General features: G+C 63.9%; 12 protein-coding genes. 11 read left to right on the forward strand and 1 reads right to left on the reverse strand.

Annotated features, from left to right (window positions below):
- The first annotated feature begins 6 nt into the window (after window positions 1–6).
- The 11 genes from HNS03_RS15985 to HNS03_RS16035 all read left to right on the forward strand — a co-directional run bounded on the left by HNS03_RS15985 (window position 7) and on the right by HNS03_RS16035 (window position 12,922).
- The gene (locus tag HNS03_RS15985; protein ID WP_367196661.1) at window positions 7–1,581 is read left to right on the forward strand and encodes a phytoene desaturase family protein; all 1,575 of its coding nucleotides are present in this window, start codon (window positions 7–9) and stop codon (window positions 1,579–1,581) included.
- Between the two features lie 401 nt (window positions 1,582–1,982).
- Window positions 1,983–2,471, forward strand: coding sequence for a MarR family winged helix-turn-helix transcriptional regulator (locus tag HNS03_RS15990; RefSeq protein WP_367196663.1), 489 nt, complete (start codon window positions 1,983–1,985; stop codon window positions 2,469–2,471).
- Window positions 2,472–2,570: 99 nt separating this feature from the next.
- Window positions 2,571–3,125, forward strand: a complete 555-nt coding sequence (locus HNS03_RS15995) for a VOC family protein (protein WP_367196766.1) — start codon at window positions 2,571–2,573, stop codon at window positions 3,123–3,125.
- A 38-nt stretch (window positions 3,126–3,163) separates the two neighbouring features.
- Entirely contained in the window at window positions 3,164–5,311 is a 2,148-nt protein-coding gene (locus HNS03_RS16000; RefSeq protein WP_367196664.1) for a thiamine pyrophosphate-dependent enzyme, read from the forward strand.
- A gap of 5 nt (window positions 5,312–5,316) precedes the next feature.
- Window positions 5,317–6,897, forward strand: coding sequence for an indolepyruvate oxidoreductase subunit beta family protein (locus HNS03_RS16005; RefSeq protein ID WP_367196666.1), 1,581 nt, complete (start codon window positions 5,317–5,319; stop codon window positions 6,895–6,897).
- A 94-nt stretch (window positions 6,898–6,991) separates the two neighbouring features.
- Window positions 6,992–8,116, forward strand: coding sequence for a cupin domain-containing protein (locus tag HNS03_RS16010; RefSeq protein WP_367196668.1), 1,125 nt, complete (start codon window positions 6,992–6,994; stop codon window positions 8,114–8,116).
- 331 nt (window positions 8,117–8,447) lie between these two features.
- Complete coding sequence (locus HNS03_RS16015; RefSeq protein ID WP_367196670.1) at window positions 8,448–9,359, forward strand: fumarylacetoacetate hydrolase family protein; 912 nt, start codon at window positions 8,448–8,450, stop codon at window positions 9,357–9,359.
- Window positions 9,360–9,363: 4 nt separating this feature from the next.
- Window positions 9,364–10,020 (forward strand): flavin reductase family protein, encoded by a 657-nt coding sequence (locus HNS03_RS16020; RefSeq protein ID WP_367196671.1) that lies wholly within the window; start codon window positions 9,364–9,366, stop codon window positions 10,018–10,020.
- On the forward strand, window positions 10,017–10,940 hold the full coding sequence (locus HNS03_RS16025) for a carbon-nitrogen hydrolase family protein (protein ID WP_367196673.1): 924 nt from the start codon (window positions 10,017–10,019) through the stop codon (window positions 10,938–10,940). The genes HNS03_RS16020 and HNS03_RS16025 overlap by 4 nt, the downstream gene beginning before the upstream one ends.
- Window positions 10,941–11,035: 95 nt before the next feature.
- Window positions 11,036–11,623, forward strand: coding sequence for a hypothetical protein (locus HNS03_RS16030; RefSeq protein ID WP_367196675.1), 588 nt, complete (start codon window positions 11,036–11,038; stop codon window positions 11,621–11,623).
- Window positions 11,624–11,773: 150 nt separating this feature from the next.
- Window positions 11,774–12,922, forward strand: a complete 1,149-nt coding sequence (locus HNS03_RS16035; RefSeq protein ID WP_367196677.1) for a DUF4147 domain-containing protein — start codon at window positions 11,774–11,776, stop codon at window positions 12,920–12,922.
- A 66-nt stretch (window positions 12,923–12,988) separates the two neighbouring features.
- On the opposite strand, the gene HNS03_RS16040 is transcribed toward HNS03_RS16035, so the two are convergent.
- The gene (locus HNS03_RS16040) at window positions 12,989–14,404 is read right to left on the reverse strand and encodes an adenylate/guanylate cyclase domain-containing protein (RefSeq protein WP_367196678.1); all 1,416 of its coding nucleotides are present in this window, start codon (window positions 14,402–14,404) and stop codon (window positions 12,989–12,991) included.
- Window positions 14,405–14,979 lie beyond the last annotated feature (575 nt).

A 14,979-nucleotide genomic window follows, 5' to 3' on the forward strand; every position in this document is an offset into this window, starting at 1 on the left:
TGTTGCATGGCTGAGGCGGACTACATCGTCGTCGGATCGGGCATCAACGGCCTCACCTGTGCCGCGCTTCTCGGCAAGCGCGGCAAAAAGGTGGCCGTGCTCGAGCGGGAAGACGTGGTCGGCGGCTGCATGCGCACCGACGAGATCACCGTGCCGGGCTATCGTCACGATGTGATGGCGGCGACGTTCGTGTTGTTCATCACTTCGCCGGCCTTCGCCAAGCTCGGCGACGATCTGGCGCGGCACGGGTTGGAATTCTGCCATACCGACCATCCGACGGCAGTGGTCCGGCCGGATGGAGAAAGCCTGGTCTTCACCACCGATCGCGCGACCAATGCCGCCCGCTTCGACGCGTTGGCGCCGGGCGAAGGGGATCGCCTGCGCGGCGAGGTCGGGGTGGTCGAGCAGGACGCGGAACTCCTGTTCGGTTTGCTCGGCGGAAGTCTCTGGAGCTGGGATACGGCCAAGCTCCTGTTCCGCGAAGTGCGAAAGCGCGGCGCGCGCGGGCTTGCCGCCCGGTTGGGCGAGGCGATGCGACCGGGCCGGACCTGGCTGGAGACCTCGTTCCGGTCCGAGCTAGCGCGCGATCTGTTCGCGCCTTGGGTGCTGCATGCCGGGCTCGGTCCGGAGACGGCCTTTTCCGGCGAAATGGCACGCATCATCGCCTTCGCCCTGGAGGCGGCGGGGGCTCCGATCGTCAAGGGTGGCTCCGCCGTGGCGCCGGCCGCCTTCGCCAGCCTGATCGACGAATATGGTGGCGAGGTGCGTACCGGCGCGGATGTTGCCGAGATCGTCTTGTCCGATGGGCGGGCCACGGGGGTTCGTCTGGCCGACGGCACCACGCTGAGCGCGCGCGAGGGCGTTATCTGCTCCGTCACGCCGACACAGCTCTACGGTCGTCTGCTGCCCGCATCCGAGGTGGATGAGGATACGCGCCGCCATACCGAGGCCTATCGCTACGGCAAGGGCGATATGCAGATCCACTATGCGCTGAAAGCGCCGCCTAAGTGGAAGACGCCGGGACTGGAGAAGGTGGCGCTCACCCATTTGACGCCCGGTCTCGATGGGGTGTCGAAGGCGGTCAACGAGTGCGAGCGCGGGATGCTGCCGGAAACGCCGACGATCTGCGTCGGTCAGCCCCACGCGCTGGATTCGTCCCGGTGTCCGGATGGTGCGGGCGTGCTGTGGCTGCAGCTTCCCGAAATCCCGCGTCATGTGAAGGGCGACGCGGCCGGTGGGCTCGAAGCGCCCGCCGATGGCGCCTGGACGGAAGCGCTGCGCGAAGCCTATGCCGATCGCGTCGAGGCGATCCTTGCGAGCCACATCGATGACTTTGCCGACAATGTCCTCGGCCGTCGCGTCTATTCGCCCGCCGATTTGGAGGCAATGAACATCAACCTCGTGGGCGGCGATCCTTATGGCGGATCGGCCACCATCGATCAGTTCTTCATTTGGCGGCCGTTTGCCAATTCGGTGAACCACCGGACACGGGTGAAGGGCCTTTACCATATTGGGGCCTCGACCCATCCGGGGCCGGGCCTCGGCGGCGGTTCGGGCTTCGCGCTTGCTGAGAGGCTTTAAGAGCAAATCCAGGAAAAGTGGGAACCGGTTTTCCGTCCGGATTTGCGGGAGAAAAAAGGAAGTTGGAATTTCGCAGCGGCCGGTTTGGCGCTGGGAGGCCCGCAAATCCAGGAAAAGTGGGAACCGGTTTTCCGTCCGGATTTGCGGCGAGATGGAATCGGAAGGTCTTTCGCTTCGGCGAAGTGCCTCCGGCAAATTAAGGGTGAGTGGAACGCAGGTCCTCTTTCGGACTTGCGACAAACGACGAGTTGAAACGTGGCCCGGTCTGGCCGGGTGGGATCGACAGATCAGGGGGAGATCGGTCGCGGCAGAGAGTGGGCGTTTGGCTGCGCGCGTTCCGGCGCGGGCGAGGTGAGGGGCTATTGGGAAACCGGCGAATGGATCAAAGGCAGGATTTTCCGATGGCTGATGCAGAGGTCGAGCGCCGGCGGGACTCCACGCCGCGCACGCTTGGCGAGATCGGGCTCGACCATTTCGCGCCCTATCTCATCAACCGGATCTCCGCGCGCTGGAATGCCGACATGTTGCTGCGGCTCAAGGAGCATGGCCTGTCGACGCTGGAGATGCGGGTCCTGGCCATCCTCTCGGTGATGCCGGGGATCACGATCAACGAGCTCGCGGTTTTCGCGGTCACCGAACAGTCCACCATGAGCCGCACGCTGCACGCGCTGGAAGGGCACGGCCTGGTGACGCTGCGCCGGCGCGAAGGCGATCAGCGGGTGCGCGAACCTTATCTCACCTCCGCGGGCCGGGAAGCCTTCCGGCAGGTTTGGCCGGAAATGCACGACTCGCTCGATCGCATGTTCGCGGGCTTCAGCGCCGACGAATACGAGACGCTGATTACGCTGCTGACGCGGGTCTTGAGGAACATTCGGCATCACGATTTCTGAGGCGCATTGGCATCGGTCGCGGTGTCCATCGTGGAGGGGAAGGCGATGAAGGGTCGCTCTTGGGTTTCCGGTCTGTGCGGTGCGTTCGCGGCGGCCATCATGGCTGCGGCGCCGGCCTCGGCGGATGGTCTGCCGGGAATGAAAGGCATCGACCATGTGGGCGTCACCGTCCCGAACATGGATGAAGCGGTCGGCTTCTTTGTCGACGTGCTGGGTTGCCGGAAGGCAATGTCGTTCGGCCCGTTTCGCGACGACGAGGGCACCTTCATGACCGACCTCGTGAATGTCCACCCGCGCGCGGTGATCGATACCATCACGCTGGTGAGGTGCGGCAACGGCAGCAACATCGAGCTGTTTCAGTATCAGGCGCCGGATCAGGCCACCGAGCCGCCGAAAAACAGCGATGTCGGCGGGCATCACATCGCCTTTTACGTGGACGATATCGACGCGGCCGCGACCTACCTGCGCGATCAGGGCGTGCGGACCATGATGGGTCCGGTGCCGATCGAGGACGGCTCCGCCGCCGGCCAGTCCATCATGTACTTCCTTGCGCCTTGGGGCCTGCAGCTCGAGGCGATCTCGTATCCAAACGGCATGGCCTACGAAAAGGACGGAGGCACGGTCCTCTGGTCTCCTCGCGATCAAGATAAATGATCGTGGGGCGGTAGCGCCGACAAGTATGGGAGCATTCCATGGCTGAACGCTCGTTCGCAAAAGAAGTCCAGCAACTGCGTATCGGCGCGGGCGAGGAATTTCGTGGCGAGGGGATCCTCGCGGTCACGAAGGCTTTGCTCGAATGTGGCGTCGGCTACGTCGCCGGCTATCAGGGCGCGCCGATCTCGCATCTGATGGACGTCCTGTCCGATGCCGAGGACATTCTTGGGGAACTCGGCGTCCACTTCGAGCAGTCGGGCTCCGAGGCGGTCGCCGGCGCGACGCTTGCCGCCTCGGTTCACTATCCGATCCGTGGCGCGGTGACCTTCAAGTCGCCGGTCGGCACCAACGTTGCCTCCGACGCGCTCGCCAACTTGTCTTCCGGTGGCGTCACAGGCGGCGCGCTCATCATCATCGGCGAGGACTACGGCGAGGGCGCGTCGATCATGCAGGAGCGCACCCACGCTTTTGCAATGAAGTCGCAGCTTTGGCTGCTCGATCCGCGTCCCAACCTGGAATCGATCGTCAAGGCGGTGCGCGACGGCTTCGAGCTGTCGGAAGTGTCCAACACACCGGTGATGCTGGAGATGCGCATCCGCGCCTGCCACGTGCACGGCCGGTTCATGGCGCAGGACAATGTCCGTCCGAAGATGTCGCTGGCCGAGGCGTTGGAGAACCCAAAGCGCGACCTGAACCGCATCGTGCTGCCGCCGGCCTCCTTCCTGCACGAGAAGGAAAAGGTGGAGAGCCGCTGGCCGAACGCGGTGACCTTCATCAAGGAACGAGGTCTCAACGAGTTCTTCGGCGGGGACGGAAAAGTCGGCATCGTCCTGCAGGGCGGGATGTACAACGGCGTCATGCGGGCGCTGCAGCGGCTGGGCCTGGCCGATATCCGCGGCCACACCGACATTCCGCTCTATGTCCTCAACGTCACCTATCCTCTGGTCGACGATCAGTTTCTCGACTTCGCCCGCGACAAGGATGCCGTCCTGGTCGTGGAGGAAGGCCAGCCGAACCATATCGAACAGGCGTTCGGCGCGATGCTGCACAAGGCGGGCCTGGAGACCAAGCTTTTCGGCAAGGACCCGTTCCCGGTCGCCGGCGAATATACCGGTCCGGTCATGCTGGATGCGATCCGGGGCTTCCTGCTGGAGAATGCGCCGGCCGTTCTGAGCGATTCCGATCGCGCGCCGAACCGGCCGCAGATGGAATTGCCGGACCTTTCCAAGACCGTGCCGCCGCGCCCGCCGGGCTTCTGTGTCGGCTGCCCCGAGCGACCGATCTTCGCCGGCATGAAGCTGGTCCAGGAAGAGCTTGGAGAGCACCACGTCGCCGCCGATATCGGCTGCCACCTCTTCTCCATCATGCCGCCCTTCAATATCGGTGCGAGCACCATGGGCTACGGTCTCGGGCCGGCATCGGCGTCGGCGTTCAACGTCAAGGCGAAGAAGCGGTCGATCTCCGTCATGGGCGACGGCGGCTTCTGGCACAACGGCCTGTCGACCGGCATCACCAATGCCGTCTTCAACAAGCATGACGGCGTCATCCTGGTGGTCGACAACTACTATTCGGCGGCGACTGGCGGTCAGGACATTCCCTCCTCGCGCGCGAACAACAAGTCGCGCTCGACTGCCCATCCGATCACCGAGGCGGTGAAGGGCGTCGGGGCCAAATGGGTGCGCCAGATCGACCGCACCTATGACGTGACGAAGGTGCGCGACACCTTCCGCGAGGCGCTGACCACCAACGAGAAGGGTCCCAAGGTCATCGTGGCCTCGTCGGAATGCATGCTGAACCGGCAGCGCCGCGAGAAGCCGCAAATGGCCAAGGCCATCTCCGGCGGAGAGCGGGTCGTGAAGCCGAAATTCGGTGTGGATGAAGACGTCTGCACCGGCGATCACGCCTGCATGCGGCTCTCCGGCTGCCCGTCGTTGTCGGTGAAGGAACTCGACGATCCGCTACGCGACGATCCGATCGCCGCCATCGACCAGAACTGCGTGGGCTGCGGCAATTGCGGCGAGGTCGCCGACGCGGCCGTGCTGTGTCCGTCCTTCTATCGGGCGGATGTGGTCCACAATCCGACCAGGTGGGATCGGCGGATCGCCAAATTCAGGCAGGGCGTGATGTCGTGGCTGCAGAAGCGGCGCGACGCCCGCCGTCTCGTTTTCGCGGCGGAAGGCGCGTGAGCATCATGGACGCAATCGCTCCGAAAACGTTCGACCAGGTTCCGGACCGCGATCGGACCATCAAGCTTGCCATCCTGGCCGTCGGCGGCCAGGGCGGCGGCGTCATCACGAGCTGGATCGTCGATCTCGCCGAGCGCAATGGCTGGTATGCCCAGTCGACCTCGGTTCCCGGCGTCGCCCAGCGCACCGGCGCAACGGTCTACTATGTGGAGATGGTGCCGGAAGGCGAAAGCACGCCGGTGCTCGGCATGATGCCGTCGCCCGGCGATGTCGACGTGGTCATGGCCGCGGAGCTGATGGAGGCGGGCCGGGCGATCCAGCGCGGCTTCGTGAGCCCCGATCGCACCACGCTCATCTTCTCCACCGATCGCACCATGGCGGTCGCCGAGAAGATCGTGCCGGGCGATGGGATCGCCGACTCCGTCCCTGTGATGGAGGCCGCACGCGAGGTGGCGAAGGAGGTTCATGCCGCGCGGCTGGAGCTTCTGGCGACCCAGAGCGGCAGCGTCATTTCCTCCAGCCTGTTCGGCGCGCTGGCCGGATCGGGTGCCTTGCCGTTCCCGCGCGAGACCTTCGAGCAGACCATCGAGGCAAGCGGACGCGGCGTGAAGGCGAGCCTGAAGGCCTTCGCCGCCGGGTTCGATGCCGTTCGGGGAACGGCAGGTGTCCAAGAGGCGACGCGGGCTTCCGAAGCGCCGGATATCGCCGCGCCTGCGCCCGCCGGGCCGGCGGTAGCCGGGCCTGAAAAGATGCGCCAAGCGTGGGACACGCTGCTTCAGCGCATCGAGCGCGAGTTTCCGGCCGAAGCCCAGATGATGGCGCGTGCGGGCCTGAAAAAGGTCGTCGACTTTCAGGACGTGCGCTACGGCAAGGAATATCTCGATCGGCTGGCCGCCATGCTGCGCATCGACGAAGCCGCCGGTGGGGCGGAGCGCGATCATGACTTCACCGTCGCGGCGGCGAAATATATCGCCAACGCCATGGCCTATGACGACGTGATCCGGGTTGCCGACCTGAAAACGCGGGGAAGTCGGATTGAGCGCGTGGGCGCCGACGTGCGAGTCACGTCGGAGCAGGTGCTGCAGATCACGGAGTTCATGCATCCGCGTCTGGAGGAAATGTGCGGCATGCTGCCCGCCTCCTTCGGCCGACGGATCCTGGCCAACGAAGGCCTTTCCAAGCGTCTCGACCGTTTCATCAACAAGGGGCGTCGGGTGCGCACCGACACGATCCGTGGCTTCCTGACGCTTTATGCGATCGGCAGTTTGCGCGGATATCGCCGCCGGACCCTGCGCCATGAGATGGAAGTGGCGCACCTGGAAAAATGGTTGGCGCTTGCGAGCGAAACGGTTGCCGAGGACTATGGGCTCGGCGTGGAGGTTTTGCGGGCGCGCCGGCTGATCAAGGGCTACAGCGATACCCATGTGCGCGGCGAATCCAAGTTCGATCGGGTGCTGTCGGCCGTGCCGCTCCTGAAAGGCCGTGACGACAGCGCCACTTGGCTCAACCGTCTGATCGAGGCGTCCTTGAAGGACGAGAAGGGCGACATGCTCGATGGGGCGCTCAAGACCATTCGCACGTTATGAGGTCCGCCGCGATCGAAGGAAAATAGGCCCGTCGTTCGGTCAGGGAACGAGGCTAGATTCTGCCGTTCGGCGGCACAGCTAAGAGGGTTTTCGGATGACGAAGGCTTACGACACGTATCGCGAGGACGTGGCCGGTCGGGCGAACGTTGAGGACACCCCGGAGCTGGTCGCCTATTACGAGGAGCTGGCCGAGGCCGACACGGCCGCGCTGTGGACGGTGGCCAACAAGATCGAGCCGTGGGAACCAGTGTCGTCGTCGGTGCCGGTTTTGTGGCGCTATGCCGATCTCCGCGACAAGGTGTTGAAGTCGCTTGAGCTCGTCTCGGCGGAAAAGGCCGGACGGCGGGTGATCTACCTCAACAATCCCGGCCGCACCGATGTCGCCGCCGCCGTCGGCTGGCTCTATTCCGGTCTGCAGGTGATGAAGCCGGGCGAGCGCGCTTCCGCCCACATCCATGCCGCCTCCGCGCTGCGCTTCATCATCGAGGGGCAGGGCGCCTATACCATCGTCGACGGCCACAAGATGACGCTCGGGCCGAACGATTTCGTGCTGACGCCGAATGGCACCTGGCACGAGCATGCGATCGCCGAGGATGGCACCGAGTGCATCTGGCAAGACGGGCTCGACATCCCGTTGACCAACGCGCTGGAGGCGAATTTCTACGGCGTGCACAAGGACCTGCACCAGGCGGTTGGCTATCCGGTCAACGATTCGACCTATCGCTGGGCGGCACCCGGGATGCTGCCGGCCGGCGAGACCTGGAAGAACGGCTATTCGCCGCTCTTCAAATATGAGTGGGAACCGGCTTACGAGGCGTTGACCCGTCACGCGGAAGCTTCCGACGGCTCGCCCTATGACGGCATCTTGATGAACTACGTCAATCCGGCGACCGGCGGACACGTCATGCAGACGATCGGCGCGAGCATGCAGCTTTTGCGACCGGGCGAGCGCACCAAGGCCCATCGCCACACCGGCTCGTTCCTCTACCATTGCGCCAAGGGCCAGGGTTATTCGATCATCAACGGCAAGCGCTTCGAGTGGAAGGAGCACGACATTTTCTGCGTGCCGTCCTGGGCGTGGCACGAGCACGGCAACTTATCGGACAGTGACGATGCCTGCCTGTTCTGCTTCAACGACATGCCGGTGATGGAGAAGCTCGGCTTCTGGCGCGAGGAAGCGTTCGGCGACAATGGCGGGCAGCAGCCGGTCCTGTCCTGAGCCTCTTGAGAAGGCGGCCCGCGCGCCCGGGGAGGGAACCCGTTGGTCGTCTTTTTTCCGCTCGTTCCCGCGAAAGCGGGACTCCATAGGGAGCCGGAGTTGCACCTCTGCCCGCGGAGCATAACGGCCAAGACCCGATCTTCCGGCGTGACGACGAAAGGCTGAACGATCAGACCGATAGGCCGTATGGATTCCCGCTTTCGCGGGAATGAGCGGAGATTGGGGCAAGCCGGATCCAACGCTCTCGGGTTATGTTCCCGCGGCCAGTCTCCCCATCCTCCGATCCGAACCCCGTAGCGCTGCTCCGGCGGCGGCCCGAAAGAAGGCACAGATGAAGCTCGTCACCTACCGCAAGACCGTCGAATGTCCGGCCCGTCTGGGCGCGCTGGCCGAAGGGTTCGTGCTCGATGTGGAGCGCCTGGGCTTTGGACTCGGGCTTTCGCTTCCTGACCGGATGCTCGATTTCATCGATGCCGGACCGGCTACCTGGCGGGTGCTGCGCCAGATCATCGACGCCGGCTTCGACGATTGGGCCGTGGATGCGGTGATCCCGGCCTCCAATGTGACGTTGCTCGCTCCAATCCCGCGCCCGCAAAAGAACATCTTCGGCATCGGCCTCAACTATGTGGAGCACGTGGCGGAATCCTCGCGCGCGCTCGATACGTCCGCCGACCTGCCGAAGGAGCCGGTGATCTTCTCCAAACCGCCGACGAGCGTCATCGGGCCGGATGAGCCGATCCGCCACAACGCGGCGCTGACGCAGCAGCTCGACTGGGAGGTCGAGCTTGCCGCCATCATCGGCACCACCGCGCGCGGCGTCGGCAAGGACACCGCCCTCGATCACGTGTTCGGCTATTCGGTGATGGTCGACGTTTCGGCCCGCGATTGCCGCCGTGCCGGCCAGTGGATCGTCTCGAAAGGCCAGAACAGTTTCGCGCCGTTCGGCCCCATGATCGTGACCGCCGACGAGATCGGCGATCCGCAGGATCTCGATCTCTGGCTGACGATCAACGGCGAGGAAAAGCAGCGCTCCAACACCAGGCACATGCTGTTCAAGGTCGACCATCTGGTCTCCGATATTTCCTCCTGCATGACGCTGGAGCCGGGCGACATCATCGCCACTGGCACGCCGTCCGGCGTTGGCGCGGGGCGCGATCCGCAAGAGTGGATGTGGCCGGGCGACGTGCTGGAGTGCGGGGTGGAGAAGATTGGGACGCTGCGCCACTCGGTCGTGAAGGCGTGAGTCGATGAGCGGCCCCGGCTTCCGCTCCTTTGACTTCACCACCATGACGGGGGACGAGTGCTATCGCCTGCTCGCCTCCTCCATCGTGCCGCGCCCGATTGCCTGGATCGTGTCGCGCTCGAGCGACGGCGTTCTCAACGCCGCGCCCTATTCCTTCTTCAATTGTTTCGGCGGCGACCCACCGACCGTCGCCGCCGGCTTCCTGCCACAGGATCCGATCAAGGATACGCCCAAGAACATCCTCGATACCGGCGAATTCGTCGTGCATCTGGTGTCGGAGGAGCTCGGCGAGGCGATGAACCTGACCTGCGTCGACGCGCCGCCGGAAGTGGACGAGTTGGCTCTTGCCGGGCTGGAGACGTTGCCGAGCGTTCAGGTCGGTCCACCGCGGCTTGCGTCCGCCGTCGCGGCCTTCGAGTGCCGGATGGTCCATCATATCTGGACCGGGCCGAAGCAGCTCCTGGTCGTCGGTACAATCGTCGAGGCCCATTTCCGCGCCGATATCATTGGCGAAGGCGAGCGGCCACGGCTTTCCACCCCGGACATGCATCTCATCGGCCGCATGCATGGACGCGGTGTCTATGCCCGTACCACGGACCTCTACGAGATGGATCGGCCGCGCTGGGCCGATATCGGCGGAAAGACGGAGACGGACGCATGACCAAGGTGACGCTGGCGGTGGTGCAGGCCGCGACGATCCCCTTCGATGCGGAAGCGGCGACCGACAAATGTGTCGGCCTGATCGCTGAAGCTGCCACGCGAGGGGCGGAGCTTGCCGTCTTTCCCGAAGCCTTTATCGGCGGCTATCCGAAAGGGCTGGACTTCGGCTGCTCCATCGGCCGGCGCACGCCGGAAGGCCGCGACGATTTCCGCCGCTATGTGGCCGGTGCGATCACGGTGCCGGGGCCGGAGGTCGACCGGCTGGTCGAGGCGTGTGCCGAAGCGGAGCTCCACGCCGTCGTCGGCGTGATCGAGCGCGATGGCGGCACGATCTACTGCACCGCGCTCTATCTCTCGCCGAATGGCTTGCTCGGCAAGCACCGCAAGACCATGCCGACCGGCTCGGAGCGTCTGGTCTGGGGCTTCGGTGACGGCTCGACGCTGACGGCGGTGGACACGCCGTATGGCAAGCTCGGCGGCGCGATCTGCTGGGAAAACTACATGCCGATGTTGCGCATGGCGATGTATGCCAAGGGCGTGCAGATCTGGGCCGCGCCTACGGCCGACGACCGCGAGACCTGGGCGTCGACCATGCGCCACATCGCCATGGAAGGACGCTGCTTCGTGCTCGGCGCCTGCCAGGTGATGCGCCGCTCCGATTTTCCCGAGGACTATGAAAGCCGGATCGAGGCCGCGCCCGACGACTATCTCATGCACGGTCGCTCGATCATCGTCGGTCCGCTCGGCGAAGTGTTGGCCGGCCCGTTGGTCGACGAGGAGGGGATTTTAGTCGCCGAGGTCGAGCTCGACGATCTCGTGGGCGCCAAGCTCGACTTCGATGTCGCAGGCCACTATGCCCGCCCGGACCTCTTCAAGCTCGTGGTTGACGAGCGGGCGAAGCCTCCGGTCGCGCCGGAGTAGCTGGCTGTTCGGCCTTGGCGGTGTCGTTGCGGCCGAAAACCAATGCTCGGAGGCTCCCTCAAACTGAGGGGGCGCGTCGGGCGCGGTTGACTGTCTTGCTCGCCAAAGGCACGAGCGATGTGGCGAGAGTAAGCAGCCAAAAGGCGGCGGTGAGACCGATCGCCTGGGCCGTGATGCCGATCAGGGCAGGGCCTAAAAGCAAGCCCGCATATCCTGCCGCCGTGACCGCGGCGATGGCCATGCTTTCTGGCATCACCGTTTGCCGTCCAGCGAGGCTGCACCTCGGCGGACAGCAGCATCCTTATCCCGCCCGCGCCCACGAAGCCTCCAACGCTAAAGACAGCGTGAAAACCGGACATGAGAGGTTTGGCTGCGGCCCTTTCCACCTCGACCGCATGGACGTTCATTGCGACGTCGCAGTCGAGCAAATCGGCCCGCTCCTCGAGCTTTCCCAGGAAAAGCGGTTCCCACTTTTCCGTCCGGGAGTGCAGTCTCTCTTTCGGCCGCATGTTCCGGCGCTTCGTGCGAAAGGCACGTCGCTGGAAACTGTTCGACGGACGCCAAAACGACTGCGATCTGCATCGTTGAGCTGCTCAGACGGGGGGAAGACCCTGTCCGACCGGCTCTCCTGGCATCTCTTTGCTGTTTCAGGCGCTGAAACATTCGCCTTTATGAGTCCATGACCTAGACCGTTCCGCCTTTTTTGGACTCACGGAGCGGATCTAAGTTATTGTTTCGAAGCGTTTCCGGACGGCCAAACGGTGTCCACTTGGCCTGGAAACGCTCTAACGCCTTCTCCGCGGAAGCCGGAGTTAAAGCAAGAGCAGCCGGCAATGCGCAGTGCGACCCGAGATCTGTTGGGTAATCTCTTCTGGCTGGGTGTGGAGGCTGTCAAAGGCGAAGTTGCCGTCGGCAACTGGGTCTCCACGCAGCAATTGGAGAGGCCGACCCGGATTCTTGCGGTCGGCAAGGCCGCGCTGGCGATGTTCAACGGACTGCCCGACGACTGGCGTCGCGGTGCCTCCGTATTGATCGTAACGAAAACCGGTCATCTCGGGGAAACCGTCTTCGGCCACAACGTAGTGGCGCTTGAAACGGCCCATCCGGTGCCCGATCGATCTTCACTGGAAGCCGGCAGACGCGCTTTGGACTTTGTCGAAAGCTGCGGTCCGAACGATCGGCTGCTGATGCTGGTATCCGGTGGAGCGTCGTCGTTGCTCGAGCATCTGCGAGAGGGCGTCAGCCACGACACCCTCGTGTCGGTCACGACCGCCGCCCTCGCCGAAGGTGCCGACATCGCCGAACTCAACCGCAGGCGCAATGAACTGTCAGCCGTCAAGGGTGGCCGCCTGCTGTCACAGTTCGGAGGCGCAAAGGTTGACGTCGCGGCGATTTCGGACGTTCGCGGTGATGATATCGGTGTAATTGGATCGGGCATTGCCGCATGCGCCGAGGCATGTGGGTTCGACTACAATTGTGAGATCGTTGCCTCGAACGCGATTGCCCGCCAAGCGATATTGGCGGCTGCGCGAGCCAAAGGCCCCAAGATCGTGGCCGATGGCGAAACGCTCTACGGCGATGTTGAGGACGTGGCTGCCGCCATCGCATCGGAGGTCGATCAGGGGGCGAACGGCCTCTACGTCTATGGCGGCGAACCAACGGTCGTGCTTCCGGAAAATCCCGGTTTGGGGGGGCGCAATCAGACCCTCGCGCTTCTCCTTGCGGCCCATTTTCAAGGTAGAGACGATGTGATCGGATTGGTCGCCGGGACAGACGGGACGGACGGACCGACCGAGGCCACGGGCGCATTCTTCGATGGAGAGACCTACCAATCTCCCGCAGCGCGCGATGCGCTAACAAGCGCGAATTCGGCCGAGTATCTTGCGGGCGTTGGCGATCAATTCGTCACCGGACCCACGGGCACCAACGTGATGGATCTGGCGCTAATCCTGAAATCTCCGGGGGGCAGTCGGGCGGGGTGAACCGTACCGGCCTCCCCAAAGGAGACAGGTTTTAGCCTCAGGCTCCCTTCGGAGCGAACCGGGCGCTTACGATTGCAGCTCTGCGGATCGTTGCGACGACGCTATGGGCGGATCGGTCCATAGCGATGCGTTTCTGGTGTCTTCGCGTCCGTGCTCCCGATCGTTCCAGACCCAGATCGAGACGGGGCATCGGCGGCCGCGCACTTCCGAGTTCTGGCTTTCTGTGAAGGCAGTCAGGAGCTCGGGAGCGCACCTGCCCTCATGGTGGACCGCGTCGATCAAATTGCCGCTGGCGATCAGAGGGACGTCGTAGCGACGGGTCAGACGCTCGATCCTGCTGGCAACGTTGACGACATCTCCGATCACCGTGAATTCGAGCCGGCGCGTATCGCCGATGTTGCCGGCAACGACCGGGCCATAGTGAACCCCGATGCCGATCTTGATCAGCGTCGCACCGCGCGCCGTGCGCTTGACGTTCCAACGTTCGATCTCCCGCAGCATGTCGTGCGCGCAGAGGAGGGCATTCGTCGCGTCCGTGGGCCCGGGCTGCGGCGTTCCGAAGGTGGCCAGCACGGCGTCGCCGATATATTTGTCGATGGTGCCGTGATGGGCGAATACGATGCGGCACATGCGCTGGTGAAAATTGCGCAACAGCGCAAATGCCCGCTCGGGCTCCATCGTCTCCGCCATCGCGGTGAAATCCACGATATCGACGAACAGGACAGCGGCGTTCTGCGCGCGCGGGATGTCGAACGGTCGGTCGGCGCTGGCAAGTTGATCGACCAGATTCGGCGAGAAATAGCGCACCAGGTTCGAGCGCGCCTGTTCCGTTGCAATCTGCCGCAGCACGAGACGGCGTGAGCGCCACACCGCCGTCGCCAGCAGACCGGCGACGATCAGCATCAGCACGACCTCGTTCTGCCATTGCACGACGTTGACGAAGTAGGGGCTCAGAAAGCCTTCCGGGTCCGTGAGGCCGTGGCCCACGTCGGTGATCGTGTCCGGACGCGACCAGATCGCATAGACGCCCACGCTCCACATCGCAGCGGCAGCGACACCGTTCCACAGAACCTGCATCGGCGAATAGCTAAACGCGGCCCCGGCAAGGAAGACGAAGAAATACAGGAAGTTGTGAAAGCGCAGGGTCATCTGCAGCGGCCAGGTCGTCTCGTACAAAGGATTGGGCGCAAGCAGTGCGTAGGTCAGCAACGCAGCATCGAGCAGGGCGACGATGGCGATCGCGCCCGTACCCCACCGACCGTAATTGCGTAGCAGGAGCGGCGCTCCGCCCAGGATGATGAACAGAGCGATCAGGCCGAGATAGTAGAGAACGCGGACGTCGTGGATGCTGTAGATCAGCCACGCCGCGATCGCGAGAAGGGTGACAAGGCGCAAGCGGAAGGCGAAGCGCAGACCCGCGTAGTCTTCCCGCGAGAAGGCCTCTTTTAGGTATCCGTTTTCTAGCTGTTGCGTTGCCCGCATTGTGCGTGAATCCAATGAACCATTCGTTCGAAAACTCACTCTGGGGTGCTTTGGCGTCCGAAAAGCGACGGGGATAAGAAGAATAAAGGCGCGAATGGGGTCAAAAAATTGAGGGGGATCTTGAAAAGACGTGCTTTGATTTGCGGTCGCCCGGATCAGGTAGGTGACCGCAGAGGAGGGGCGGAGATCGGGTCACTCCGAATGCGGGGGGGCCGACGTAAGCGGGACGGAGAGGATCTGGTTGTCTCCTGCGCCGCGCGTGAGGATTGGGCATGCGCAATGGAGGTCGCTGGGAGGGTGGCAACGCTCATCGTCAGCGCAAGGACGGTCGTCGCGAACCGGACCACGGCGGTCCTTTCAATGGTTGCTTGTGTCCGGAACCTGCTGAACCGCTTGCGACCACCACCGGTGCATTCGGTGAAATCCGGGCTTTGCATCGTCAATGCTCCCACTTCGACTTGGAGTGGGAGGAATTACTCTCGATTTGTCCGACAAATATGCCGCACCGATATCGCAATGTCGCAGCCCGATCGCGCAACGCGGCCTTTGCGACAGGGTTCTCTGATGTCTCCACC

Origin of the sequence: Amorphus sp. 3PC139-8 (assembly GCF_040750475.1) — a bacterium.
Classification (GTDB): domain Bacteria; phylum Pseudomonadota; class Alphaproteobacteria; order Rhizobiales; family Amorphaceae; genus Amorphus.